The 25,591-nt window shown below is 46.5% G+C and carries 28 protein-coding genes and 4 tRNA genes; 25 read left to right on the forward strand and 7 right to left on the reverse strand.

All coding sequences use genetic code 11. The annotated features are described in order from the left end of the window. Positions 1 to 17: 17 nt before the first annotated feature. The 3 genes from rbsC (at position 18) to tal (ending at position 4,360) form a co-directional block, all read left to right on the forward strand. On the forward strand, positions 18 to 1,025 hold the full coding sequence (rbsC, locus tag MJ595_RS06835; RefSeq protein ID WP_263081687.1) for a ribose ABC transporter permease: 1,008 nt from the start codon (positions 18 to 20) through the stop codon (positions 1,023 to 1,025). Next, a complete protein-coding gene (gene rbsK, locus MJ595_RS06840; RefSeq protein ID WP_263081688.1) occupies positions 1,022 to 2,929 on the forward strand; it encodes a ribokinase in 1,908 nt (635 codons plus the stop codon). The genes rbsC and rbsK overlap by 4 nt, the downstream gene beginning before the upstream one ends. A gap of 477 nt (positions 2,930 to 3,406) precedes the next feature. Further along, positions 3,407 to 4,360 (forward strand): transaldolase, encoded by a 954-nt coding sequence (gene tal, locus MJ595_RS06845; protein WP_263081690.1) that lies wholly within the window; start codon positions 3,407 to 3,409, stop codon positions 4,358 to 4,360. 151 nt (positions 4,361 to 4,511) lie between these two features. Here tal and MJ595_RS06850 read toward each other — a convergent pair whose 3' ends face one another. Further along, complete coding sequence (locus MJ595_RS06850) at positions 4,512 to 5,159, reverse strand: porin family protein (protein WP_263081692.1); 648 nt, start codon at positions 5,157 to 5,159, stop codon at positions 4,512 to 4,514. 449 nt (positions 5,160 to 5,608) lie between these two features. Between MJ595_RS06850 and MJ595_RS06855 the strand changes: the two genes are divergently transcribed. Then, the gene (locus tag MJ595_RS06855; protein WP_263081694.1) at positions 5,609 to 6,958 is read left to right on the forward strand and encodes an MATE family efflux transporter; all 1,350 of its coding nucleotides are present in this window, start codon (positions 5,609 to 5,611) and stop codon (positions 6,956 to 6,958) included. A 53-nt stretch (positions 6,959 to 7,011) separates the two neighbouring features. Here MJ595_RS06855 and MJ595_RS06860 read toward each other — a convergent pair whose 3' ends face one another. The 4 genes from MJ595_RS06860 to MJ595_RS06875 all read right to left on the reverse strand — a co-directional run bounded on the left by MJ595_RS06860 (position 7,012) and on the right by MJ595_RS06875 (position 8,898). Then, positions 7,012 to 7,347 (reverse strand): multidrug efflux SMR transporter, encoded by a 336-nt coding sequence (locus MJ595_RS06860; protein ID WP_263081695.1) that lies wholly within the window; start codon positions 7,345 to 7,347, stop codon positions 7,012 to 7,014. Positions 7,348 to 7,364: 17 nt separating this feature from the next. After that, entirely contained in the window at positions 7,365 to 7,760 is a 396-nt protein-coding gene (locus MJ595_RS06865; protein ID WP_263081696.1) for an SMR family transporter, read from the reverse strand. 201 nt (positions 7,761 to 7,961) lie between these two features. After that, the gene (locus tag MJ595_RS06870) at positions 7,962 to 8,387 is read right to left on the reverse strand and encodes a hotdog fold thioesterase (RefSeq protein WP_263081697.1); all 426 of its coding nucleotides are present in this window, start codon (positions 8,385 to 8,387) and stop codon (positions 7,962 to 7,964) included. Positions 8,388 to 8,442: 55 nt separating this feature from the next. Further along, positions 8,443 to 8,898, reverse strand: coding sequence for a gamma-glutamylcyclotransferase (locus MJ595_RS06875; protein ID WP_263081698.1), 456 nt, complete (start codon positions 8,896 to 8,898; stop codon positions 8,443 to 8,445). Positions 8,899 to 9,071: 173 nt separating this feature from the next. Here MJ595_RS06875 and MJ595_RS06880 point away from each other — a divergent pair, with 173 nt between their 5' ends. The 3 genes from MJ595_RS06880 to MJ595_RS06890 all read left to right on the forward strand — a co-directional run bounded on the left by MJ595_RS06880 (position 9,072) and on the right by MJ595_RS06890 (position 12,258). Next, complete coding sequence (locus tag MJ595_RS06880; RefSeq protein ID WP_263081699.1) at positions 9,072 to 10,526, forward strand: PhoPQ-activated pathogenicity-related family protein; 1,455 nt, start codon at positions 9,072 to 9,074, stop codon at positions 10,524 to 10,526. A 48-nt stretch (positions 10,527 to 10,574) separates the two neighbouring features. Further along, positions 10,575 to 11,672 (forward strand): aminopeptidase, encoded by a 1,098-nt coding sequence (locus MJ595_RS06885; protein ID WP_263081700.1) that lies wholly within the window; start codon positions 10,575 to 10,577, stop codon positions 11,670 to 11,672. An 85-nt stretch (positions 11,673 to 11,757) separates the two neighbouring features. After that, the gene (locus MJ595_RS06890) at positions 11,758 to 12,258 is read left to right on the forward strand and encodes a GNAT family N-acetyltransferase (protein ID WP_263081701.1); all 501 of its coding nucleotides are present in this window, start codon (positions 11,758 to 11,760) and stop codon (positions 12,256 to 12,258) included. A gap of 74 nt (positions 12,259 to 12,332) precedes the next feature. On the opposite strand, the gene MJ595_RS06895 is transcribed toward MJ595_RS06890, so the two are convergent. After that, positions 12,333 to 12,788 carry a very short patch repair endonuclease gene (locus tag MJ595_RS06895; protein ID WP_263081702.1) on the reverse strand — a complete coding sequence of 152 codons (456 nt, stop codon included), beginning with the start codon at positions 12,786 to 12,788 and terminating at the stop codon, positions 12,333 to 12,335. A 98-nt stretch (positions 12,789 to 12,886) separates the two neighbouring features. On the opposite strand from MJ595_RS06895, the gene MJ595_RS06900 reads away from it, so the two are divergent. Then, on the forward strand, positions 12,887 to 13,594 hold the full coding sequence (locus MJ595_RS06900; RefSeq protein ID WP_263081703.1) for a PmeII family type II restriction endonuclease: 708 nt from the start codon (positions 12,887 to 12,889) through the stop codon (positions 13,592 to 13,594). 108 nt (positions 13,595 to 13,702) lie between these two features. Continuing rightward, positions 13,703 to 15,040: a DNA (cytosine-5-)-methyltransferase gene (gene dcm, locus MJ595_RS06905; protein WP_263081704.1), complete on the forward strand. Its 1,338-nt coding sequence runs from the start codon at positions 13,703 to 13,705 to the stop codon at positions 15,038 to 15,040. Between the two features lie 119 nt (positions 15,041 to 15,159). On the opposite strand, the gene MJ595_RS06910 is transcribed toward dcm, so the two are convergent. Next, positions 15,160 to 16,413, reverse strand: a complete 1,254-nt coding sequence (locus MJ595_RS06910; RefSeq protein WP_263081706.1) for a hypothetical protein — start codon at positions 16,411 to 16,413, stop codon at positions 15,160 to 15,162. Between the two features lie 171 nt (positions 16,414 to 16,584). On the opposite strand from MJ595_RS06910, the gene MJ595_RS06915 reads away from it, so the two are divergent. The 16 genes from MJ595_RS06915 to rplL all read left to right on the forward strand — a co-directional run bounded on the left by MJ595_RS06915 (position 16,585) and on the right by rplL (position 25,379). Further along, entirely contained in the window at positions 16,585 to 17,418 is an 834-nt protein-coding gene (locus MJ595_RS06915) for a phosphodiesterase (RefSeq protein WP_263081707.1), read from the forward strand. 16 nt (positions 17,419 to 17,434) lie between these two features. Then, the gene (locus MJ595_RS06920) at positions 17,435 to 18,112 is read left to right on the forward strand and encodes a phosphohydrolase (RefSeq protein WP_263081708.1); all 678 of its coding nucleotides are present in this window, start codon (positions 17,435 to 17,437) and stop codon (positions 18,110 to 18,112) included. Between the two features lie 71 nt (positions 18,113 to 18,183). Next, positions 18,184 to 18,708 (forward strand): hypothetical protein, encoded by a 525-nt coding sequence (locus tag MJ595_RS06925; protein WP_263081709.1) that lies wholly within the window; start codon positions 18,184 to 18,186, stop codon positions 18,706 to 18,708. 88 nt (positions 18,709 to 18,796) lie between these two features. Next, positions 18,797 to 19,774 (forward strand): bifunctional biotin--[acetyl-CoA-carboxylase] ligase/biotin operon repressor BirA, encoded by a 978-nt coding sequence (gene birA, locus MJ595_RS06930; RefSeq protein ID WP_263081710.1) that lies wholly within the window; start codon positions 18,797 to 18,799, stop codon positions 19,772 to 19,774. Between the two features lie 5 nt (positions 19,775 to 19,779). Then, positions 19,780 to 20,535: a type III pantothenate kinase gene (locus MJ595_RS06935; protein WP_263081711.1), complete on the forward strand. Its 756-nt coding sequence runs from the start codon at positions 19,780 to 19,782 to the stop codon at positions 20,533 to 20,535. A gap of 93 nt (positions 20,536 to 20,628) precedes the next feature. After that, the gene (locus tag MJ595_RS06940) at positions 20,629 to 21,318 is read left to right on the forward strand and encodes an SPOR domain-containing protein (RefSeq protein WP_263081712.1); all 690 of its coding nucleotides are present in this window, start codon (positions 20,629 to 20,631) and stop codon (positions 21,316 to 21,318) included. 114 nt (positions 21,319 to 21,432) lie between these two features. Next, a tRNA-Tyr gene (locus tag MJ595_RS06945) sits at positions 21,433 to 21,516 on the forward strand. Positions 21,517 to 21,578: 62 nt separating this feature from the next. Next, positions 21,579 to 21,652 (forward strand) — tRNA-Gly (locus MJ595_RS06950). Between the two features lie 14 nt (positions 21,653 to 21,666). Next, positions 21,667 to 21,742, forward strand: a tRNA-Thr gene (locus MJ595_RS06955). Positions 21,743 to 21,876: 134 nt separating this feature from the next. After that, positions 21,877 to 21,952: transfer RNA gene (locus MJ595_RS06960), tRNA-Trp, on the forward strand. Between the two features lie 43 nt (positions 21,953 to 21,995). Continuing rightward, the gene (gene secE / locus MJ595_RS06965) at positions 21,996 to 22,367 is read left to right on the forward strand and encodes a preprotein translocase subunit SecE (RefSeq protein ID WP_263081713.1); all 372 of its coding nucleotides are present in this window, start codon (positions 21,996 to 21,998) and stop codon (positions 22,365 to 22,367) included. A 9-nt stretch (positions 22,368 to 22,376) separates the two neighbouring features. After that, positions 22,377 to 22,910: a transcription termination/antitermination protein NusG gene (gene nusG / locus MJ595_RS06970; RefSeq protein WP_263081714.1), complete on the forward strand. Its 534-nt coding sequence runs from the start codon at positions 22,377 to 22,379 to the stop codon at positions 22,908 to 22,910. A gap of 113 nt (positions 22,911 to 23,023) precedes the next feature. Next, positions 23,024 to 23,455 carry a 50S ribosomal protein L11 gene (gene rplK / locus MJ595_RS06975; RefSeq protein ID WP_263081715.1) on the forward strand — a complete coding sequence of 144 codons (432 nt, stop codon included), beginning with the start codon at positions 23,024 to 23,026 and terminating at the stop codon, positions 23,453 to 23,455. A gap of 1 nt (position 23,456) precedes the next feature. Continuing rightward, positions 23,457 to 24,152 carry a 50S ribosomal protein L1 gene (rplA, locus tag MJ595_RS06980; protein ID WP_263081716.1) on the forward strand — a complete coding sequence of 232 codons (696 nt, stop codon included), beginning with the start codon at positions 23,457 to 23,459 and terminating at the stop codon, positions 24,150 to 24,152. Between the two features lie 255 nt (positions 24,153 to 24,407). After that, a complete protein-coding gene (gene rplJ, locus MJ595_RS06985; RefSeq protein WP_263081717.1) occupies positions 24,408 to 24,938 on the forward strand; it encodes a 50S ribosomal protein L10 in 531 nt (176 codons plus the stop codon). Positions 24,939 to 25,004: 66 nt separating this feature from the next. Next, a complete protein-coding gene (gene rplL / locus MJ595_RS06990) occupies positions 25,005 to 25,379 on the forward strand; it encodes a 50S ribosomal protein L7/L12 (protein ID WP_263081718.1) in 375 nt (124 codons plus the stop codon). The last annotated feature ends 212 nt before the right edge of the window (positions 25,380 to 25,591 follow it).

Genomic DNA, 25,591 nt, shown 5'->3' on the forward strand with positions numbered 1-25,591 from the left:
TATTGTGGAGGATTTAAATGAGCCACAAAAAGGGTTATGCAAAGCTGCAAGGTATAAGGTGCTGTTCAGGCTATAAGGTAACACTCATTAAGTACAAGTCTGTAGTCGCTTTGTTGATTTTTATGTTGATTGTTTCAGCAATAACTCCAGACTTTTTTAGTGCTCACAACATTCTGAATATTCTTCGTCAAACTTCTGTTAATGCAATTATTGCCATGGGTATGACCTTTGTCATCCTGACTGGAGGTATTGATTTGGCAGTGGGTTCTATTCTTGCTTTTACAGGTGCGCTGGCAGCCAGCATGATTAGCATGGGCTTGAATATTGGGTTGGCGGCTATTCTGACCCTTGCCGCTGGAACCTGCCTTGGTTGCCTGAGTGGTGTGGTGGTAGCCAAGGGTAAGGTACAGGCGTTTATTGCAACCCTGGCAACCATGACCTTTTTGCGGGGAGCAACCATGGTCTATACCGATGGGCGCCCGGTGACAGCATTGGGAGGCGAGGGAACTGATCTGTTTGCAATGATTGGTTCAGGTCACCTGCTTGGGATTCCCCTACCCGTATTTGTCATGATGATTATTTTCTTTCTGGCCTGGTTTGTATTACAGCATACCTGCTTTGGGCGTTATGTTTATGCCGTGGGGGGGAATGAATCGGCTACCCGGTTATCAGGGATTAATGTGGACCGGATAAAAATTGCGGTGTATGGCATTAGCGGCCTTTTATCTGCCGTCGCTGGAATCATTATTACCAGCCGTCTTTGTTCCGCCCAGCCAACCGCAGGGTCTGGCTATGAACTGGATGCCATTGCAGCGGTGGTACTGGGTGGTACCCGATTGTCCGGTGGGCGGGGCCAGGTAATGGGGACATTGATTGGCGCACTGATAATCGGTGTACTAAGCAATGCCCTGAATATGCTTAATATCTCCTCCTATTATCAGCTGGTGGTCAAAGCCCTGGTTATTCTTTTGGCAGTACTGGTGGATACTCGTTCGCCAAGATGGTTAAGGAGCTGTTATTCATGATGATAGCTATTCGAGTCCTAATCTCGGGTCTGTTTATTATGGCAATGTCGGTTTTGACAGGCTGCAGTAGAAATGAAGAGGAAATGACTGAAGATAGTTTTGTGCTAAAGCAGAAAACAATGGCACTGATGATTTCAACACTCAGCAATCCATTTTTTGTCACCCTGAAGGAGTCGGCAGAGCGTAAAGCGCGTCAGCGAGGTTATAACCTATTGGTGCTGGATTCGCAGGATGATTCCGAGAAAGAAATGAAAAACATGGAAGACTTGATTATCCAGGGCGTTAAAGTGATTTTACTGAATCCAGCTGATTCCGATGCCGCAGGCAGTACTGTCAGGTTAGCCAATAGTGCCGGTATCCCGGTTATTACCCTTGATCGTGATGTTAGCAGGGGGAAGGTTATATCCCATATTGCTTCAAACAATGTGGCAGGCGGGCAAATAGCTGGAAATTATATTGTTGGGCAACTGGGTGGCAAAGGCCAGGTTGTGCAGCTGGAGGGTATTCCCGGAACTTCAGCCGCCAAGGAACGTGGAAAGGGCTTTAGGAAAGCTATTGAGGAGAGTGATATCCGATTGGTGGCCAGTCAGCCGGGATGGTTTGATCGTACCAAGGCATTAAGTGTGACTGAAAACCTGCTGCAGGCTCATCCTAATGTCAACGCTATTTTTGCACAAAATGATGAAATGGCGCTGGGAGCGATTAAGGCCGTTAAATCTATCAATAAAGACATCTTGGTGGTTGGTTTTGATGGCACAGAGGAAGGCGTATCCGCGGTCAATAGCGGTGAGTTGTCAGCAACCATTGCGCAGCAAGCGGATGTTATCGGTGAGAAAGGCGTGGAAGTTGCTGATGCCCTATTAAAGGGTGAGTCTATTTCGCCTTACACCCCGGTGGAATTGAAGCTGGTGACCCGGCCATTGGCTGAAAACGCTATTGGAGATAAAAAACGCAGCCGTATCAGGGGGCAGGAGATTTTAGTGATTGGCAGTGTTAATGCTGATCATGTTATGCAAGTTAACACCCTTCCCTGTGCGGGGGAAACGGTTCATAGCTCCAGTTATTGTATTATCCCTGGGGGAAAGGGGGCGAATCAGGCTGTGGCTTCCGCAAGGTTAGGGGGGCGGGTGAAATTAATGGCCTGCGTAGGCGATGATGACTTTGGCTTTGAAATCATTCGCCAGTTTAAGAAAGAGAATATTAATGTTTCCCTGCTGGAACAGATTCAAGGTAAACACAGTGGCATCGCATTAATATTTGTTGATAGCAAAGCGGAAAACTGTATTGGTATCTCCCCCCAGGCTAATGAACATTTAAGTCCGGAGCGTATAAAGTTCAGGCAGCAGGAGGTTGAGGAGGCTGCTTACATGCTGGTGCAATTTGAGATACCTCTGGAGAGTATCTATCGAGCTATCACAATTGCCAGTTCCAAGGGAACCCGTGTGGTGTGTAACCCAGCACCGGCTAACAAGCTATCTGATGAGATCCTTGTAGGTATAGACATTATTACGCCTAATCAAACAGAGGCTGAAATTCTAACGGGAATTTCCGTAGCGGATGAGGAGGGAGCACGCAAGGCGGCAAACTGGCTGCATGAGAAGGGCATTGAAACTGTCATTATTACCCTGGGTCAGATGGGAGCCTTTTTATCAAGTCAGGGACGAAGGGATGTCATCGAAGGTTTTACTGTGCCTGCCAGGGATACTACTGCTGCCGGCGACACTTTTAATGGTGCTTTGGTGGTGGCTTTGGCGGAAGGCCAGGCTATGGATTCAGCGGTTCGGTTTGCCAATGCCGCAGCCGCTATTGCGGTCACTCGTGAAGGCGCTCAACCCTCTATTCCATCGCGGGCAGAAGTGGAGTCATTTATCACTACAAATATTTTACCCCTGCCTGCTAAATAATGGGCTAGGGGCTGTTGAGGTTTTATCATGAGCTCAGTGGTTCGTAAAGCGGCCTTCCGCAAGGCGAACTGGCGCAGCGTGTAGTTATTCTACATCAAGCCAGTTCAACACAGTCGGAAGGCCGCTTTACGAATCACCCGAAGGGCCAAAGCCAGCGCTTCTGTGCCGTCGTTACAGCAGCTTGAAAGACATCAGTACGTGTGACCTTTAGGTTATTCCTGCGCTACTGCGCCTAGCCACGAAACCGCTGGCTTTGGCTGAGCACATGATAAAACCTCAACAGCCCCTAGCTATCTTGCGCTGGCGGCGTATACTTGCAAAATTTTGACTGTCACCAATCCTGATCAGGCTGTAATACCTGCTAAGCGCAATCATAGAGAGGGCTGATCGCCATCCTTTTGATTGGGTATTAGCCTTACCGGGCTTGCACAGTCGATGTTGGTTTTTGCCAACATGTCAATGTGAAAAGGAACTGATATGTCCAATTTTCTCGATCAACTAAAGTCTTTGACCAAGGTAGTGGCGGATACCGGTGATATTGACGCTATTCGACGCTATCAGCCTGTTGATGCGACAACAAACCCTTCCCTGATTCTGAAAGCGGCTGAACTGCCTGCTTACTCCGGGCTGGTGGAAGAGGCTCTGGACTATGGCCGAAAAATGTCCTCAGATAAGGAAGAGCAGGTTAATTATGCCTGTGACTGGCTGACTGTAGGGATCGGTAAAGAAATTCAGCAGGTGGTACCGGGATTTGTCTCCACTGAGGTGGATGCTCGCCTGTCTTTTGATACCAAGGCCACTATTAATAAAGCGCACCAATTGATTGAGCTTTACCGTCAGGCGGGTGCCGATACCAGTCGGGTTCTGATTAAAATTGCGTCCACCTGGGAAGGTATTCAGGCGGCAGAAGTGCTTGAAAAAGAAGGTATCCGCTGTAACCTGACCCTGCTGTTCAGCTTCGCCCAGGCCCAGGCTTGTGCTGAAGCAGGTGTATACCTGATTTCTCCATTTGTTGGCCGTATCCTTGACTGGTACAAAAAGGCTGAAGGTCGTGACTACCAGGCTTCTGAAGATCCGGGTGTACTGTCTGTCCAACAGATTTATAACTACTACAAGAAGCATGACTACAAAACTGTGGTGATGGGAGCCAGCTTCCGTAATACCGGTGAAATCACAGAGCTGGCTGGTTGCGACTGCCTGACTATCGGCCCGGGTCTGCTGGATGAGCTGGAACAAACTGAAGGCACCCTGGAACAGAAGCTGTTTGCCAGCAAGCCTGTTTGTGAACTGGATAAGCAGGTGTTGAACGAAAACACCTTCCGCTGGGCAATGAATGAAGATGCCATGGCCACAGAAAAGCTGGCTGAGGGTATTCGTAACTTTGCCAAGGATCAGGTGAAGCTGGAAAAACTGATTGCCGGTAAGCTTTGATAGATTTTTCTGCAAAAGACTTTGGAAATGAGTGAATAACTTGTTTTCATCACCTAAAGAAAAAGGGAGCCTCGTCAGGCTCCCTTTTATTGTGTGAATTGATTAAACGTTTATCTTTCTATTGTTTTAAGCTAACTGCACTGTCTGGAATTTAGAAACTATATTGAACGCCGACTAAAAATACTTGTTGGCTGGGATCAGCTTCAAATTTATTTGTGAATCCTATTCCTGATTTTGCATCAATTTCTATTTTTCCATAATCTACATAGCGATAATCAGCTCTTACCGATAGATTTTGATCTAGCTTATAAGTGGCTCCAATACCAAGGGTTAATCCGCCTGCTTTGTCTGAATCATCATATTGAGTAACACCAGCTGCAACTTGCTCTAATTCGAACTTACCTTGGGTATAACCCAGGCGACCATATAGTGTTAGATCATTTGTGACGGGCAGTGCTCCTAGTAAACTCGCAGAATAGCTATCTTTTCTTTTTAGTTGTAACTCGAAGGTTGTTGCACCACTGGCAGTGGTCTTTTCTTTTATTTCGCTGCTTCCCAATAAGTAGTCTACTTCAAGGCCTAAGCTAAAACCGTCAAGATCAAATGTGTATCCTCCGTACAATCCTCCATTAAAAGCATTTTGCCCAAAATTTTCGTATTCTGTTTTAACGTTTGCCCCAGTGTAAATCTCTGCTTTTGAAGAATCTGCAGACATCCCCGCAGTACCCCCAACATAAAAACCCTGGGCCATCACTGAACTGGAAACCATTAAACTTGATGCAAGAAGAAGCTTTTTCATTATTGTTATTCTCTGGTGTTGTGTGTCTGGTGTTTTTTAAAATTATCATTGTTGATTGCTCTTTAAAAGAGGAGATTGGTTATTTTTTGACTAGTTGTTTTTTTGCTGATTATTGACTTTATTTTGAATATTACAACCTGTTGATTTTAATTAATTTACTTTTCAGCCTTTAGGTGATTTTGCGTATACAAGAGGTTTTCGGCAGGCATTATGCTTATCTATCAAATAACTCTTCATTATTGTTTCAGCGTAAGCTTCCATGAACCAGCCAACCCAGACAACCGGAAATACTCAGCTGTGTGCCACTCGCATACTGTCTGCGCTTGTCTGCACAAGTTGGCATCAGCCCACCGTCTATTAGCTAAGTTAGCTATCCCCCTCAAACACTTATTCGAACACCCTTTTTGGGATAAAAAACACTGGTTTGGGATTAATCTCAAGGCTGACTGATGTCTGTACAAAAACATAGTTTCTCTAAGGAAGTAAGGGCTTTATTTGCTCTTGCCCTGCCACTGATGGGTGCGCAGCTGGTTATGTGCCTGGCAGGGTTTGTGGATACCCTGATGGCTGGGCACTACAGTGCTGTTGATCTGGCAGCTGTGGCTGTTGGCTATACATCCTGGATTCCCATTAATGTCTTTCTTGTGGGTTTATTAATCGCTAAAACTGCATTTGTGGCCCAGCTAGTGGGCGCTGATCGTCATCATGAAATTCCCCATTTGGTGCATCAGGGGCTGAGGCTGGCAGCGGTTGCTGGCATTATCGGCGGACTGCTGCTTTATCAGGCTCCCCTGCTGCTTCGCTTTACTGGAATGGGAGAGCAAACCCGTGATATCGCTACCGGTTATATTCATGCGGTGGCCTGGGGTATGCCTGGCGTTGCGCTGAATCAGGTCTTACGCAGTTATATGGAAGGACAGGGGTATACTCGCTCTGTGATGATAATCCAGGTGCTAAGCCTGGCACTTAATGTTCCGTTTAACTACGCCATGATTTATGGAAAGTTCGGTTTTCCAGAGATGGGTGGGGTTGGTTGTGGTTATGCCACCGCATTAATTATGTGGCTGGCACCAGTTCTGATGCTTATATATATAAAGTTCAATCGCTCCTTGCATCATACAACGCCCTTACGATCCCTGGCTAAAACAGACTTGAACAAGATTCGTGAATTATTTTCTGTGGGCTTGCCTATTGGTAGTACGCTCTTTCTTCAGTTTTTGGTATTTACAGCAATCACGCTGATGGTGACCCCCTTGGGAGAAACTGTTGTGGGTGCGCATCAGATTGCCTTCAACTTTTCCACCTTGCCATTTGTCATTCCATCGGCAATAGGCGGTGCTTTAACCATTCAGGTGGGCAAGGCTGTTGGTGCGGAGCTGCATCATTTTGCCCGTTTTCGGGGGCATGTTGGTATTATCACCGGAATGGTTATCTCATTGCTTTGTGCCTTGATTATCTGGGGCGTGGGTAGCTTTATTGTTCGCTTATATACCGATAATGCCGCTATTATTTCCCTGGCAGAGAAGCTGATGTTATTTGTTGCGGTTTACCATGTTCTCAGCGGTGTGCAGCAGATTACGGCTTCTTCGCTGAGAGGTTATAAGGATACCCGGTCAGTGATGTGGATCATGGTGCTTTCTTTGTGGGGAATTGCTCTGCCTTTAGGGTATGTATTGGCTAGAACTAATCTGTTAGTACATGCACTGGGGGTCACCGGATTCTGGATTGCCATTGTTTTTGCCTTTTTGGTTGCTGCGGTGATGACCCAGATTCGTTTTCATAAGATTGCCCGCCAATAGGGCATCAGAAGTGGGGAATAGCACAGCACGCTATTCCCCATTAACCGTTTGCCCTACATGGCCAGCTTCATAAATATAATGGCGATCATAGTAACAGCTATCCCCAATAACTTGACCGGATGCAGGCTTTCGGAAAACATCAGTCGACCTATTATGGTTGTGGCAATAATACCCAGTGCACCCCACAGGGCATAGGCAATGCTTAAATCAATGTCCTTCAGGGCGAATGAAAGACAGGCAAAAGCCATAATTTGTACAATCATGACGATGACGGCGAGGTGTTTTTTGGCAAAGCCATCAGACAGCTTGGTAAGAACGTTACCAACAATATCGCAAGTGGAGGCTGCGACCACCCATAGCAGGGCAGCAATGGGAAGATTATCAAACATTTTGTACTCCTTATATCCTATAGCTGCGCTGTTTCGGCAATGCTGTCGAACTTGCTGTTAAGTAATTTCTTTTTTTTCTCCTGCTGTTCCGACAGCTTTTCACCAATATTCATTAAAACCAGCCCTGTGAGCAGTGCGGCTATAGCCATGATTTTGGCCAGTGAAAAGGTTTCATCAAAAATCAGCCAGGACATAAAGCTGATTAATAACAGCCCCACTCCTTCCCACATGGTATAGGCCAGGGCCAGGGGGATTTTTCTTACGGCCTGGGCCAGACAGTAATAGGAGAGTGAGATCAATACGGCCATTATGGTATAGCCAAGGACAGGATGGCTTTCGGAGGCCAGCTTCATAAATGAGGTGCTGGCGACTTCAGTGATAATTGCCAGCAATAACATAAACCAGTAATACATGGCTCAGGCTCCCGGTGGTTCAGGATTGTTCAGGTAGTGAGTTATAAGAAAGGAAGAGAGCTAGAGCTCGGAACGCCAGTAGCGCTCGGCCTGGAAAGGGCAGATGCTTAACGGCGATGGGATCAGTAAGGCTGGCATGCTAGTAGACCAGAATCCGTGAATTATTTTATGCCTCAATTTAGCATAATCAGCCTTTTTTCGCTAACCTGTAGTTTTCACTGCCAGGGTGAGGCGGGAGATGCAGGTTAGTCGCTGCTGTTCATCTTCGATGCGTATTTCCCATACCTGGGTACTTCGTCCAAGATGCAGGGCGCGCGCTGTGCCAGTGACCAGTCCTGAACTCACAGCTCTCAAATGATTGGCATTGATTTCAACACCGACACAATACTGATTATTGTCACAGGCCAGATTACCGGCAAGGCTGCCCAGTGTTTCTGCCAGTGCCACTGAGGCTCCACCGTGAAGCAAACCCATGGGCTGCCTGGTTCGTTCGTCAACGGGGAGAGTGCCACAAAGATAATCATCACCTATCTTTGTAATAGTCATACCGAGATGACTGCACATATTGGCTGTTTTGCTGGCATTCATTGTTTCAATGTCGAAATGTTTTTTCCAAATAGCGGTCATAACTGACTTGTCTCTAATGTGTTTTTTGGGGTTCTCTTGTTTCTGACCATCAAACTTACTGTAATTCCCACTGCCTTTTAAGAGTCGGGATACGTGTCATAAGATACCAGGCAAGATGGTTTTCCTTAAAATCATGCTGGCTCCATGAGCCATAAAGGAATGGCCGCATGGTATCAATCGCCCGGTATGTCTGTGCTGATTTTTTTGAGCCATTTTTTAGTATGACTGATACAGTGACACGCTCATAGCCTGAGGCATCTGCATCACCACTTTCATATTTGTCCAGTATGGCCAATGCCTCAGGGGTAATATCTATTAACAGTTTGCCATTAACGGTTTTGCCTGCTTCGTAAATAATGGCAGGGCCTTTGGCTATTCTATCCTTCTGGTGAATGGCGTATCTCGCATGGTTGATGAGGAGTGCTGGTTCTGTATGAAATGATTGCCCTGTTAAATGCACTACAATCTCATCAAACAGGAGGCTGCCATATACAAAAACATTAATTGCCATCTTTTGCCCTGCGGTCATTCTGAGTAAGTTTTAATACATAGTACAACCAGAAGTAATTGCGAGGGGCATGACTTTTAGTAAGGCAGAATTAACCATCAGGCTTTAACTCATTTGAACTACTTTTCAGTAGCATGAATTGAAGGGTGTTTAAAATCAAAGGTGCTCTGAGAACAATGAAAACACGTGTATTCTGTATGGCTTGCCTGCTTTTATTCACCAGCTTATGTTTTGGTAAGTTGAAGCCAGCTGTTTTCCATTGCCATCCTGGAAAAGTGCCCGATAAGATGCAGGACGTGCTGCCGTGCTATTTATCCACCAGGGAGCCTGACTATGGCTGGGTATTGAAAGATACCCGGAAGGAAGTGCTGGAGCTGAGTGGAATCAAGCGCTCCATTACTGTATTTTTCCTGGAGCTTACATCTCTTCGCTGGACTCAGGGGGAACGGGATCGGGTTAGCTATCCGCTCTGGAAACACAGATTAACAGTCTATCAGCCCGATGGTATCGAATCCCGTACCGGCTTGTTGTATATCAATAATGGAACTTTACATCCCTCGGATAACAATCCAGCCATAGCCCCCCATGATGATCTTGAATTCTCCCGCATCGCCGTCAAAACCCGCTCAGTGGTCATTGATCTGAAAGATATCCCGAACCAGTATCTGACCTTTGCCGATTCCGCCCCTCTCTCTGAAGATCACTTAATTGCTTATACCTGGAAACGCTTTATGGCAAATCCCGGTGAAAATTTTGATCGGCTACTCAGGTTACCCATGGTTAAAGCTGTGATCAGTGCCATGAATGCCAGTCAGGAATTTCTGTCGCGAAAAAAGGTGCCTATAGAGCAGTTTGTCCTGAGCGGTGGCTCCAAGCGGGGCTGGACCACCTGGCTGGTGGCTGCGATGGAGGATCGGGTATCAGCCATCGTGCCTCTGGTGGCTGATTTTCTCAATCTGCCAGAGATGATCAGGCATTTATTCAGTGTTTATAAAGAAGGTAATCCGGCCATTGCGCCTTATTTACCATTGAGGCCGTTGGTGGGCAGTGAATCGATGAATAAGTTGATGGCAACCATCGACCCTTATCAGTACCGGAGCCTGTTAACGCTACCCAAGTATATTGTCTCTGCTTCCGGGGATAACTTTGTGCCTGTTGATACCAGTCGGTTTTTTTACCCGGACTTACCGGATAAAAAATGGATGAGGGTTTTGCCTAATCGAAGCCATTACATTGTGAGGGAGAACCGTAAACAGGTTTCAGATTTGGTGGAGTCATTTTATGGGGCATTTATCGAGCATCGTCCTATGCCCGAGCTTAAGTGGTATGAAGTCAGGGGTAAACTTCGACTGGAAAGTTCAAAGCCTCCAAAATCTGCCCGGCTCTGGACTGCTACCCATCCTGGAGCACGGGATTTTCGAAAAACAGAAGATAATCCCAGAGGCTCCCGTTTCTCTTCATCTGAATTAGCCTTTCAGTGTGATAAGGCGTGTACCCTTAATGTGGGCTTGCCAGAGCCTGAGTCAGGCTGGAGTGCCTGTTTTGTCGAAGTTGTTTATGACAATGCACCCTATGAGGATTTGATATTAACCACCCGGGTTTTTGTTGTACCTGATCAATATCCGGAATAAACACTCCCTTGAATGTTACATAATAATTTAAACAATGGGGAGAACCTTGTGATAAAGCGCTGTGATTCAGGGTGGCGATTCACCGGTTTATTTTGGGTTATTACCGTTGTTGTTTTAGTTTGCGGGGTTTTGAGTAGCTGCTCATCTGTGAAATATTATGCCCAGGCGGTTTATGGGCAGCTTGATTTGCTGGCTAAGAGAAAACCGGTTTCTGCACTTTTGCGATCAGATGACCTGGATCCCGGATTGCGTCGGCAACTGTTACTGAGTGAGCAGCTGTTGCTTTTTGCCGAGAAAGAACTGCTTTTGCCCACAGGAAAAAACTATAGGGCTTATGCTGATTTGAAACGTCCCTATGTTGTATGGAATCTATTTGCTGCTCCGGAATTTTCTATAAAACCTAAGCATTGGTGTTATCCGGTTATAGGCTGTGCCAGTTATCGTGGTTTTTTTGATAAAGACCAGGCGTTAAAGCTTGCAAGACAGCTTGGAAAAGAAGGGTATGATATTTATATGGGAGGTGTTAAGGCCTATTCAACGCTGGGGTGGTTTAATGATCCGTTGCTCAACACATTTATATATTATGGTGATACAGGCTTGGCGCGATTGATTTTTCATGAGTTGGCGCATAAAAAATTATATGTATCTGGAGACACTGACTTTAACGAAAGTTTTGCAACCGTTGTAGAGTTGGAGGGAACCAGGCAGTGGCTTCGGAGTCAGGGACGAGCGGGTGAGCTTGTTGAAAACCCTGTGATAGAGAAAACGGTTGCGCTAATCGCCAGTGCTCGCTTAAGACTAAAAACGCTATATAACCAATCAATATCCGATGAGCAGAAGCGCAGGCAAAAACAGATGGTGATCGATTCACTCAGGGCGGACTATAAACGGTTAACCTTCGGTTTGAAAAAGCCTCAGCCCTTTGATTACTGGATGGAAGCACCGATTAATAATGCCAAGCTTAGCAGTATTTCCAGTTATCACCGCTGGGTTCCACATTTCAGCCAATTATTTAATGTATCTGCCGATTGGAACATTTTTTTTAATAAAGCAGGTGCGTTAGCTAAAATGGAGTCAACGCAAAGAAAGCGTGAACTTGAAAGGATTTTGAACCTGGTAACTGGCGATGGAGGAAGCCAGGGCTAGCGAATCGTATTGACGGTCAGTACCCCGAACTTTTCCATGGTGTCATAGTCAAAAGGGTATTCACCAAGTAAAAAGGGGTTGAGTTATGCGGGTTGTAGCGGAAACGCCCCATTTGCTTATCAGAACCTGGCTGGAAAGTGATTTGGCCGGGTATGCCACGCTTATTGGAGAGGATTCGGAACTTAATCAATACAGCATTGAGAAACCAGCCAGCCGGGCTGAGACAGAGTTGTGGCGCTACCAGCTGGAACTTGACCGGTATGGCTGGTCAAGGTGGGCTGTAGAGTATAAAGAGAACAGTCAGCTGATTGGGTTTTGTGGTTTTTCCCCCTATGGTTCCGATGTTGAAATTGGCTGGAAATTTCTTCAGGAATACTATGGGCGCGGGCTTGTGATCGAAGCCCTGAGCGCTGTCACCGAGCTGGGATTTCAGGCGCTTGGGTTTGAACGGGTTATTTCATTTTCCAGACCGGATAACCAGTTTGTGCAAGGGGTCATGGAGCAAATCGGCATGACCCTTGAGCAGCTCGAGGGCTGGAGCAACTGTACTGTTGCCCGCTACAGTCTTTCAAGGGAAAGACTTTAATGTGATGAATGTTTTTATCTTTAAGATTAAGCATAACCCTCTTGACCCTGAAAAAGGACTTTCTTACTGGTGGTCTAAGGGGTATTTCCCCTTAGTTCAATAAAGTCATTTCCTACCAAGAGCCAATTTTCGATCAGGCTAGCCCATATGTTTTCGTCTATCCTCTGTTTTCCTCGAATGGCACATTCCCAAATCACCATAATACGCCAGCCTAACATCAGCAGTTTCCCTGTATTTGTTTTATCTCGTTCTTGGTTCCCCGATATCTTTTTATACCAGAATTCTGTTCTGGTCTTAGGCATTTTAAAAAGAGGGCAGTCATGTCCATGCCAGAAGCAACCATTGACTTGAATGACGGCTTTATATTTGGGTAGTACTAGGTCAGGTGAGCCTGGAAGTTCCCTTGCATGGATGCGAAAACGAAAGCCCAAGGCATGGAGTTTCTTACGGACTATAAGTTCTGGCTTCGTGTTTTTACTGTGAATCGAAGCCATTATGTAGCTGCGGGTCTCATCCAATGTAGTCTTCATATGGTTTCTGGGCAAAGGTTTTGTTTTTGATATTAGTCATGATTTAATCCCCTGGTTAACGTGTTGACATAACAGGCTTTTTTAAAGGTGGAAGGTTCGTGATTGATAAACAAGAGATTCTTAAGCAGGCTAAGCAATGGTTTCGAGATACTATTGCTGCAAACCATATAAAAAATACAGAGAAGCTGGTTTCTCCTAATGAGTTTAATATAAACCCATTCTTGGCGGTCTATTTAGCTAACTTTCTTACGGGTAACTCTTCCCCAGAGAGTATTGCTAGAGTTTTGTTGCTGCCAAGAGTTTTAGGTACGTCAATAACGACATCGTTTGGACAGAATATTCAGTCTTTTACCAATATATTGCTGGATGCTTTTGGTAGTACTACAAGCGGTATAGATATTGAGTTTATAGACCAGTTAGATGGCTATAAAAAGTATTGTCAGCTAAAACTTGGGCCAAATACCATCAATAAAGATGATGTTGAAACTATTGCAGGGCACTTTCAGGGAGTCATTAATCTGGCTAGAACAAATAACCTTAGGGTTGCCCATGATGACATGATCGTAGGTGTTATTTATGGAACTCAGTCTGATCTTAACTCCCATTACAAACGGATAGCGCGACAGTATCATTATCCCGTCTTTACTGGTAAAGATTTTTGGCATCGGTTGACAGGTGATATAGATTTTTATTCTGACCTATTGGAAGCTATTGGGTCTGTGGCTATCGAAGCAGACTTTAGTAGTGAATTCGAGAAGGTGGTTATGGAGCTTGCCTCTACGGAGGAGGTCAAAAGTATAAAATAATCTTACTAAGGATAATTATTAAAGGACATGGTTATAATTCCTTTAACTATAACCATGCCTAATGTTTGACTTAAAGACTGATGATATATACAGTTGTAACCATAACCAATGTTGCGAGTGTATATAGTGATACCAGACTATTATTCTATAGCCCAGGTAGCGGATATCTTGGGTGTTTCTAAAGAAACTCTTAGGCGTTGGGATAGCAATGGTACTCTTGTTCCCAAACGGTGCAAAGATAATAATTACCGCCAATACCACCGAGACCAGCTTGACAAGTTTGAGCAGGCCCAGTTGCTTTTTAATAGCAACTGGGAAGAAGAGCTTAATACTATTCCAAAAAGGAATTATGGGTTGGTGGAGTTGTTTGCAGGTGCTGGAGGTTTGGCGATTGGCCTAGAAAAGGCTGGCTTTAAGTCGGTTCTCCATAACGAAATTGATAAGCATGCCTGTAATACTTTAAGGAAAAATCGCCCTGATTGGAAAGTGATAGAAGGTGATATTACTAATTTGGATTTTAAACCCTATCGCTGCCAGATAGATATTGTTTCTGGGGGGTTCCCATGCCAGGCATTTTCTTATGCTGGGAAAAAGCTTGGGTTTGAAGATATCCGGGGAACTATGTTCTTCGAGTTTGCTCGAGCCGTGAAAGAAACGAATCCGAAGGTATTTGTGGCTGAAAATGTGCGGGGTCTCCTGAATCATGAGGGTGGGAAGACTCTACAATCCATTAAAGATATTATTGATGAATTAGGTTATAAGCTGGTTGAGCCGCGTGTCCTGAAAGCTATCTTCTACCAGGTGCCCCAAAAGCGAGAGCGGTTGATTCTTGTGGGTATACGGAAAGACCTGGCTGATCAGGTTGAGTTTCATTGGCCATCGCCTTACAAGCGCATCATGACTATGCGTGATGCACTTAAGAAAGGTGACCTATACGCAGTAGACGTCCCTGAGTCTGATGGGCAACAGTACCCTCCACGGAAAGCTGAAATCCTGTCCCTTGTTCCAGAAGGGGGATATTGGCGAGACTTGCCGGATGAACTTCAACGAGAATATATGAAGAAAAGTTATTTTTTAGGGGGGGGGAAAACAGGGATGGCTCGCCGTCTTGCTTGGGATGAGCCGAGTTTGACGTTGACCTGCTCTCCTGCACAGAAGCAAACGGAACGATGCCACCCAGATATCAACCAGACTCGTCCTCTCACTGTAAGGGAGTATGCACGGATTCAGACTTTTCCTGACGACTGGGAATTCACAGGCCCCCTGACTGCACAATATAAACAAATAGGAAACGCTGTGCCTGTGAATCTTGCTTATGCCATAGGCAGGGCATTGATTCGGTTGTTGAATGATATCGACGAAGTAATTAATAAAAAAACGGTTGTTGCCCGTAAGTTGACTAAAACTAAACAAATAGAAATGGCTGAAATCTGGGGTGCCCAATAGTTATGGATACCCTTCTTACCTTTTAGTAGTGCCCAGGCTACTAAAGGCTCAATTAAATAAGGCCCCCTTGGCAATAAAGAAAGGGCGCTTGAGACGTGTTCCCGTCAAACGGTTATATGCTAATTTCCGGGTGATGAGGACACTGCAAATTGGTTGGAGGTAATCATTGCTCGAAACTTCTCCGCAGGGATGTGGTCATAAACAAGCCTTAATGCCCCAACAATAAGGTCTGGCTTTAATGGTGACTTTCGTGATTTTAATCCGTTTGCCTGTTGCTCCCTTTCCATGAGCTTCCACAGTTCTCCTCCTACTGTGCCGTCAAAGGCAAAGGGGATAGAGCTGAAGGCGGGAGAAATATGCTTTGCCACTAACTCTTCCTTAAAATGCCCAAAGGCTTTATTAATGGCATAGCTGACACAATAGTCACCTTCTTTGAGGGGATGTTGTGGCGGAGTATTTCCAGAGTCCTCCGTTTGCAGGGACGTGGGTGTATTAACATCCGTGGCCTTTGGGGTTGGCTGTTGCTGGCGATAGTAATCAATAATATCTTTGGCCCGGCTGGCATAGGTGTCATTTTTTCCAGAGGTTAAGAGCTGTGAGCGATAGGCGAAAAAATTATCCGGGTCGCCGCCATGGTTCTTTATCCATTTTTCCATCAAAGGCAAGGGTTCAGAGTAATGCCAGTGTCCGTCACTCAGTGAGCTTATGGACTCGGAGCAGCGGTCATAGTCAAAAACCAGCGAGGTGGCACTGGGGTAGTCTGATATAGGCCCCCCATGACCTCCGCTTTGGTACTTATGCCCATCTTTTGTTGTCGCCAGGGTAACTCCTCCGGTACCAACAACCATAATCAGTCCTTCATTATCAAAGACGCTCAACCATGCTGTCTCTGCATCCGAGGTTAAAATGGCGTGGGTTATATTGGTGTTTTCCACAAGGCCGTTGAGAAACAAACCCCTGCCGCCGGCAAATTCAGTGCCAGCCATCCCCATAACGATGGTGATTGGTTCGTTGGGATACATTTTTGCAGTGCTGTTTATAAAGTTTCTGACGATGGCCAGTGCCTGTTCCGGGGCGTGATTCAGGCTGCTTCCCATATTTTTTTCTCGAAACAGCTCTGTAAACCTGGAGGTGGTTGGGTCATATTGAAATAAAGCGCCTGTTGTATTCGTTGATCCTCCTTGAACGGAGAGAATCAACGTGGGAGGTGACTTTGGGTCATATTGGTTTGACGTGTACTCCCATCTTGGCTTTATTTTCCCAAAATGCTCTTTTATTTCCCCTTTCGGCATAACAAAACTTGATGCTCCCAAATAGATAATCGGAAGCAGAGAAAACACTAAAAGATAGTACTTTAGTCTATTGGAAACCATTATAAAATCCTGTTTGGTTAGGGATCGTTAATGTTTTCGTTTGATAAAGAAAAACCGACGGTGCTAAATGATTGCAGTTGGCTGAAGTGAGCGAGACGTTTAAAGTATATGAAAATTGTGGTGAGGAATTAAAAAAGCAGTATTATATTTTTTGATAAAAAACTATCTAATATGAGGTTTTTTGTTTTGCAAAGTGTTGTTTTCTTTTCTGATACCCAGCTCATCCCGCAGGGGCGAGTGAACTTTGACCTGGATCCTGCGGTGAGACTCAGGGCATGTATTGATTCAATCAATAAAGAATGTCCTGAGAGTTCATTTTGTTTGATAGCCGGGGATCTTTCCCATTGGGGGGAGGCGTTAGCCTATGAGGTTTTGAAGAGAGAGCTGTCTCATTTGCAAATGCCCTGTTATCTATTAATGGGTAACCATGACCGGCGAGATAACTTCCTGAACGTGTTTCCCGAGCATCCTGTTCACCCGTCAGGATTTATCCAATATGCCCTGGATTTGGGGGATACCAGGATTATCTGCCTGGATACTCTGGAACCCGGCCACCGTGGTGGTTTTTTATGTCAGAACAGGCTTGAATGGCTGGAGTCCCAGCTTGCCAATAGTGAAAAAATCCTGTTATTTATGCACCACCCACCTTTTAAAGTGGGGTTGCCCAGTATGGATGAGGACTGTCTCGCCAATGGTGAGGAGTTATCTGATCTCCTTATTCCTTATAAGAAGAACATACAGCATCTTTTTTTTGGTCATATACATCGCTCTATTAGCGGAGTGTGGAAGGAGATTGGTTTTTCCTGCCCTTTATCACTTGTACATCAAACGCCTTTTGATTTTGCAGATCCCAAGCCAAATTATATTTCTATGGAAGCGCCTCAGTATTGTAAGGTCATGGTTTATGAAGACCGGGTAATTGTCCATCACCGGGAGTTCTTGCAAGAGAGCGGTATAGCTATGCCAAACAGGGGTAGAAAACGCTATCCTAATCCGAACCCTTAAATTGTATGTTGGTGCTATGAAGTACAGTGACCCTGAGCTGTTGCAGTATTGGGAGGCGCAATTTATTCAATTCCTGAGCCATCAGGAAAACGATGATGCATCCCATGATTTCTCCCATTTCCAGAGGGTTTGGAAAACAGCCCGGCAAATCATGGAGCGTGAATGCCAATCTGTTAATCCTCTGGTTGTATTGGCTGCCTGCTATTTTCATGACATCGTGGTGCTACCCAAAAACCACCCCGATCGTGCCCGGGCCTCTACCCTTGCCGCAGAAGAGGCGGGTAGATGTTTATCCATGCTGGATTTTCCAGAGAGTTTAAGGTCACAGGTTTGCCATGCCATTATGGCACATAGCTACTCTGCCGGTATTAATCCGGAAACCATTGAAGCTAAAGTTGTCCAGGATGCGGATCGTATGGAAGCGCTGGGTGCCATTGGTTTGGCCAGAGTGTTTTATACGGCAGGTATATTAAAGCAAAAGCTGTTTGATCCTGTTGATCCGCTGGCAGAAAACCGCTGCCCTGATGACCGTCTGTTTGCGCTGGATCATTTCCAGCTTAAACTGTTGAAAATTGCAGAGACCATGCAAACCGCAGAAGGGCGGCGACTGGCTCAAAGTAATACGGGTTATCTAACCGATTTTATTGATAAGCTCTGTAAAGAACTTAGGGGGGATTACTCTCCCACAGACTAAAATCAGCTACGGTTTCGTGATGGCTGCTATAGTCTGGTGGGTATGGCTCCTTTATTTGGACATTAATAAAGATGGATACCAGGCCAGTATTTTATGGTGCCAGTGTCACCAGCAGATCGGAAGCACAGGCGCTTGCTATTGTTGACAGAGCACGGGTGATATCAAAAATCCTGGAACGGCAGGGTTATCAATGCCAGCCTGAAGTGGTGTGTGATGCCCGTTTGCATTGCCAGTCGGATGCCAGGGTTAACAATATACCGACGCGTTTTCAGCGACAGGTTTCACCCGGTGATATCAATAGATTTCGCCCCTATCGCTTGCAGGGGAAAGACCCGTTGGAAAATGAGGTGGCCTGTCACCTTTGGGGGCTTGAAGCCATTCGCAACGCCTGTTTCTGTATCTGGGATCTGACCTGCCCTTCTTCCGGTTCAGGTTTTGAAATCGCCACGGCTTTATCCATGCAAAAAAAATGCTTTTGCTTTTCTGAAGGAGAGGCCGTTTCATCCACCCTCAATGGTTGTCCTTCGTCATTGTTGCATATTGTTACTTATGATCAGGCTATTGAGCGGCATTTATTAGACTTTCTTGCTAAGTGATAATTGAGAGCACCCCCTAATTGTATTGGCGGGGCTTCTGGGTATAAGTTTGGCACCGTGATTGAAAACATGCTTTGGGGCAGTGACAGTGGAAAATTTGCTTAAGCTTTTATCTGATAGAGAATTCCACTCTGGCGAAGAGATGGGAGAGGTTCTTGGAGTGAGCCGGGCTGCCATTTGGAAAAAAATCAAGGGGCTTGAGGGAAAGGGATTACTGCTTGAGTCTGTCAGGGGAAAAGGTTACAGGCTGGCAGAAGGCATTGAGTTGCTCAATGAACAGGCTATTTATCAGGCACTGGAAAAGGATATCCAGAAGAATATTGCCTTGCATTGCTGTCTGGAAACAAACTCCACCAATGACCTGGTAAGGGCTTTTGCAAAAGCCGCCCCGGGCAAAAAACTGCATTTTTGTGCGGCAGAGCATCAGACTGCCGGACGGGGCAGAAGGGGCCGGAAGTGGTCTACGCCCTTCGGCGGCAGTATCTGCCTTTCCCTTTTATGGCAGGTGGGTGATGGTATGGCATCGCTTGAAGGGCTTAGTCTTGCCGTTGGCCTGGCTGTGGTTAAGGCACTTGAGTCCTGTGGTGCTAAAGGGCTGGGACTGAAGTGGCCGAATGATGTGCTATGGCAGAGGAAAAAACTGTGTGGCATCTTGCTTGAGGTGCACGGTGATCCTACGGGTGACTGTGAAGTCACTATTGGCATTGGCGTTAACGTCAAGCTCAATGAGCAGCAACTGGCTTGCATTAGCCAGCCTGCCATAGACCTTAATACTATTTGTAAAGGTCATGTCAGTCGTAATCATGTGATGGCTCAGTTAATCAACACCCTTGGCCATATGCTTAAAGCCTATCAGGAAGGCGGCTTTTCCTTATTCCATGAGCAGTGGAATCATTACGACGTATTTATGGGGCAGCGGGTTACACTGGATGCCGCAGGGCGTCGTGTTGATGGGTGTTCGCTGGGGGTTAATGAGCAAGGAGGGCTGTTGCTGGACACCGATGCTGGTGTTGTTGTCTTTCATGGTGGCGAAGTTTCCCTGAGACCGGCGAGAGGTCGTGTCTGACTGCCATGAAATCCAGTAGAGAGCAAAAAACTAATGAAAGCATATTAGAACTTGATGCCGGTAATACCCGTCTGAAATGGCGCGTTTTGAGAGATGGCCGGGTGGCTGATGCCGGGTATTTGATCAATAGCGATTCCTGGCGTGTTCAGCTGCCGGTGTTGCTGGAGCGATTGGGTACAATAGACTTTGCCAGGGCGTCGGTGGTTTCCGGTTCGCGTCGAAAAGAGTTGCTGGCGTCAATTATATCCGAAGGATTGGGTGTTGATATAAAGTTTGCCAGTCCTGTTAAACGCTGGAAAACCTTGGAGGTTTCTTACCAGGAACCTGGAAAACTTGGGGTGGATCGCTGGTTAGCCATGTTGGCGGCTCATCATGAGGGAGGCGCCAGGGTCAAGCTTGTGGTGGACTGTGGTACAGCATTAACACTGGATGTTGTTGATGCCCGAGGGAGGCATTTAGGAGGCTACATTGTTCCCGGTTTGGATATGATGAAAAAATCCTTACAGCTGAATACTGCGCATTTAATGCTTTATGAGGACCCTGTTGCCACCATTGCGCCCGGGCGAGCAACCAGGGACTGTATTAATCAGGGCATACTATCCATGGCGGTATCATTGATTAATACTCAGGCGAAAATGTATCCGGGAGCATTGGTATTTCTTGCTGGTGGTGATGCAGGCCAGGTTGAGTCCTATATAGAAAGTGAGAAAATATTCTGCCCGGATCTGGTGATGGATGGATTAAAGCTGGCTTTTGATTAGCGCTGTTTATGCTGCACCCTGAATAGGGAATAGGGAATAGGGAATAGGGAATAGGGAATAGGGAATAGGGAATAGGGAATAGGGAGGTAGTTGGTGGTGCGATGGATCGTTATAGCATTGGTGGTGGTGAATATCGCTTATTTTGCCTGGGGAACATTTTCGCAATCTCGCCAGGGGTATCTTTCGCAAATCCCTGCTGACCATCCCGGGCATTATGGTAAACGGCTTCAGCTACTGTCAGAAAATGGCTTGGAATATAAAAAGCCTGATAGCTGGCAGGAGAATCCTGAGGGGGAGAAGGTCTGTCTCTTTATAGGTCCCTTTCACTCATCAGGGAGTGCTGATCAGATTCAACAACAGCTATTTTCTCTTGGTGTTCCCAGCAAAGAACGGTTTGCCCAGGGGCAAGATGCGGATTTCTGGGTTTATATTCCGCCTCTTTCCAGTCGTAATGAAGCCGTTCATTTACTACGGGCGCTTCAGGCTGAATCCATTGATAGCTCTATTATTATCCGGGGTGAGTTTATCAATGGGATTTCTGTTGGTGTATATGATGGGCGGGATCGGGCTGAAGAAGTCAGTCGGCGTTTAATTGTGTCTGGTTACAAGCCGGAGATAAAAAGAATGGAGCAGGAACCGGATACCTGGTGGCTTGAACTCAGAGGTGAGGATGCCGATGTTTTAGGTGAAAACTATTGGGATGAAGTCACTCGTCGTTTTAATGGTATTAAAAAAATAGAAAAACACTGTAAAGGCATTGCATCAGGCGGTACTTTTCTCTAATATACGCCTCGCGCTTCGGGAGCAAGCAGTCAAAACCTTCAGTGTCAACGAGATTGACGACCTTAAGTAAGGGGTTGACATTTTAACGCTCTCAAATACAATAGCGCAGCGTTCGGTGGGGTTCCCGAGCGGCCAAAGGGATCAGACTGTAAATCTGACGCGAAAGCTTCGCTGGTTCGAATCCAGCCCCCACCACCATATTCTTCTCCTTGTATGCGAGATTGCTTATTGAGTCTTTGGTTGGCTTGATAGCTGGTTTTGCGGGTATAGTTCAACGGTAGAACCTCAGCCTTCCAAGCTGATGATGCGGGTTCGATTCCCGCTACCCGCTCCATATCGAAATATTTGGCTCATATAGCTCAGTTGGTAGAGCGCATCCTTGGTAAGGATGAGGTCACCGGTTCAAATCCGGTTATGAGCTCCAGAATAAAAGGGGTGGTCGTAAGTCTGCCCCTAATTTTTAGCACTTTTCTAAGTGTTTTGAATAATAAGATTTTCAGATTGCCGTTGGTTGGTTATAATTGATCAACCTGGGTGTCAGGTAGAGTCAATAGATACAGGCCAGTAGTTCAATTGGTAGAGCACCGGTCTCCAAAACCGGGGGTTGGGGGTTCGATTCCCTCCTGGCCTGCCACTTCCTGTATCAGTCTTTTGTTTAGACAGAGATAGTCAAGCTGATGAGCGGAAAATCAGAAGTAGTGGCTGCGAGCCGTCTGGATGGTCTCAAGTGGGCCGTGGTAGCGGTTGTCGTAGCCGTTGGCGTATGTGGCAATTATTATTTTTCAGCCGAACCCCTGCTCTATCGAGTGGTGGGGTTGTTAGTGCTGGCTCTGGGGGCGGGTTTCCTGGCATTGCAGACCGCTAAGGGTGGCGCATTCTGGGGGCTTGTTAAAGAGGCTAAAGTAGAGATTCGCAAGGTGGTATGGCCGACCCGTCGGGAAACGGTGCAAACCACCCTGGTTGTCGTTGCGGTTGTTCTGATTATGGGGTTCATTTTATGGGCGCTCGATTCTCTGCTAGGCTGGATGATCAGCAGTCTTATAGGATAGGGACAGGACATGGCGAAGCGTTGGTATGTAGTTCATGCCTACTCCGGCTACGAAAAGCAGGTAATGCGATCACTTAAGGATCGTGTAACGCTGCATGGCATGGAAGAGCTTTTTGGCGAGATTCTTGTGCCCACCGAAGAGGTGGTTGAGATCAGGAACGGTCAAAAGCGTAAAAGTGAGCGTAAGTTCTTTCCTGGCTACGTGTTAGTTCAGATGGAAATGAACGACGATAGCTGGCATCTTATTAAAGATACGCCGAGGGTAATGGGCTTTATTGGTGGTACGGCAGATAAGCCGGCACCCATTACCGAGAAAGAGGCGGACGCTATTTTGCAGCGTGTTCATGAAGGGGTTGATAAGCCTCGTCCGAAGACGCTGTTTGAGCCAGGTGAAATGGTTCGTGTTATTGAAGGCCCCTTCGCTGACTTTAATGGAGTCGTTGAGGTGGTTAACTACGAAAAGAGCCGTTTGCATGTGGCTGTTATGATCTTTGGACGTTCTACTCCCGTTGAGCTGGACTTCAGCCAGGTTGAGAAGGCGTAAGGTCTAACGCATTTATGAAGCCCTGGGTTGCGAGAGCGACTCAGGGTTTTTATCTGAGAACGGGGAGCTGAAACAGCCTTGCTGTGACAGCGCTGACCCGACAGAGGTTTAAAATGGCTAAGAAAGTCGAAGCTTATATCAAGCTGCAAGTGCCTGCTGGCAAGGCAAACCCATCCCCACCTGTTGGTCCTGCACTGGGTCAGCACGGTGTGAACATCATGGAATTCTGTAAAGCGTTCAATGCCAAGACTCAGAGCATGGACGCAGGTATGCCGATTCCTGTTGTTATTACTGTATACAGTGATCGTAGTTTCACTTTCGAAACTAAGACACCACCTGCATCTGTTCTGCTGAAGAAAACTCTGAAGCTGAAAAAAGGTTCCGGCCGTCCTAACACTGAAAAGGTAGGCACCGTAACTCGCGAACAGCTGCTGGAAGTTGCCAAGGTCAAGGAACCTGACCTGACTGCCGCTGACGAAGATGCTGCTATTCGCACCATCGCCGGTTCTGCCCGGTCCATGGGTCTGAACGTGGAGGGTGTGTAAGATGGCTAAACTGTCCAAGCGCGCTAAGAAAATTGCTGAGAAAGTAGAAGCTAACAAGTCTTATGCTTTCGAAGACGCTGCTAACCTTCTGAAAGAAGTGTCCAGCGTTAAGTTCAAGGAATCTGTAGAAGTTTCCGTGAACCTGGGTGTGGATCCTCGTAAATCCGATCAGGTTGTTCGTGGCTCTACTGTGCTGCCTAACGGTACTGGTAAAGACGTTCGTGTTGCTGTGTTCACACAGGGTGCAAACGCTGAAGCCGCTAAAGAAGCTGGCGCTGACATTATTGGTATGGATGATCTGGCTGCCCAGGTTAAAGGTGGCGAGCTGAACTTTGACGTGGTTATCGCATCTCCAGATGCTATGCGCGTTGTTGGTCAGCTGGGTCAGATTCTGGGCCCACGTGGTCTGATGCCTAACCCTAAGGTTGGTACTGTAACCCCTAACGTTGCTGAAGCGGTTAAGAATGCCAAGGCTGGTCAGGTACGTTTCCGTACTGACAAGAACGGCATTATCCACGCTGGTGTTGGCAAGATCGACTTCGAAGCTGCTTCCCTGAAGCAGAATGTTGAAGCGCTGCTGGCTGACCTGAAGAAGCTGAAGCCTTCTTCCAGCAAGGGTGTTTACATGAAGAAAGTGACCCTGTCCTCCACTATGGGACCAGGTATCGCTATCGATATGTCCTCCCTGGACATCTAAAAGAATACAAACAGTATGCTGTATTGCAGCATACTGTTTTAAAGAACTTTGGGGTCCCTGTTATTTCAGGGGCCGTCAAAGATCGCAGGTGCTGACTGTGCATTTTGCCAGAAGGCTTAATTTCCTGCGTAGACGGTGAGCTGGTGTACTGTGAAATTTATTTCCGGGCGCTGACCCTTCACCGTATTGTGAGTGTTCAATACCTTGGTTCACCCTTGGTATTGAATGTAACTTCAGATATTTGGAGTAAAGCCAATGGCGTTAGGACTCGAAGACAAGAAGGCGATTGTCGCCGAGGTCAACGAGGCTGCCCAAAGCGCTCTGTCGGCTGTTATCGCGGATTACCGTGGTCTCTCTGTTGGTCAAATGACCGCACTGCGTAAGCAGGCTCGTGAAGGTGGCGTATACCTGAAGGTTGTACGTAACACACTGGCCAGGCGTGCAGTGGATGGCACTGATTTTGAGTGCCTGCAGGATTCCCTGGTAGGTCCTACTGTTCTTGCTTTCTCTCAGGAAGATCCAGGTGCCGCAGCGCGTCTGATGAAAGACTTCTCCAAAGAGAACAAGGAACTGGAAGTGAAGGCTCTGTCCATTAGTGGACAGATTCTGGCTGCTGAACAAATTGATGTTCTGGCCAAGATGCCAACACTGGACCAGGCTCGCGCAATGCTGATGAGCGTCATGATTGCACCGGTGACCAAGCTGGCAAGAACTCTGAACGAGTTCCCTGCTTCTATCACCCGCGTTATGGCAGCTGTTGCCGAAGAGAAGAAGAACGCAGCCTGATCGCTGTACTTCTCTTTATTAAAAGATTTTTGGTAAACCCAAACACGAATTTTCGGAGACTTAAAAATGGCTCTGTCTAAAGAAGATATCCTGAATGCAATCGCTGAAATGAGCGTCATGGACGTGGTTGAGCTGGTTGAAGCAATGGAAGAGAAGTTCGGCGTTTCCGCTGCTGCTGCCGTTGCTGCTGCTCCTGCTGCTGCCGGTGAAGCTGCTGCCGTTGAAGAGAAGACTGAATTCGACGTAATTCTGACTTCCGCTGGCGACAAGAAAGTAAACGTAATCAAGGTTGTACGTGCTGCTACTGGCCTGGGTCTGAAAGAAGCCAAGGCTGTTGTAGACGGCGCACCTGCTCCTCTGAAAGAAGCTGTGAGCAAGGACGAAGCTGAAGAGCTGAAGAAGCAACTGGAAGAAGCTGGCGCTTCCGTAGAAATTAAGTAATTTCTTCGAAGACGTTGCATATTCCCGAGCCTATTGCATAATAGACTCAGGTGGCTGGTGCCTGAAGGGTACCGGCCTTTTTCCGTTGTATGAGCTATAACGCTTTTTGATGTGATTTCAGGGCTATTACCTGTATACATTCAACAGGCGCTACAAATTTATGCTGTTGTTTAGGCGCTAAAGCCCATACAGCGGTATATGCTGTGTAGCCC

Source organism: Endozoicomonas sp. Mp262, assembly GCF_025643335.1.
Taxonomy (GTDB): domain Bacteria; phylum Pseudomonadota; class Gammaproteobacteria; order Pseudomonadales; family Endozoicomonadaceae; genus Endonucleibacter.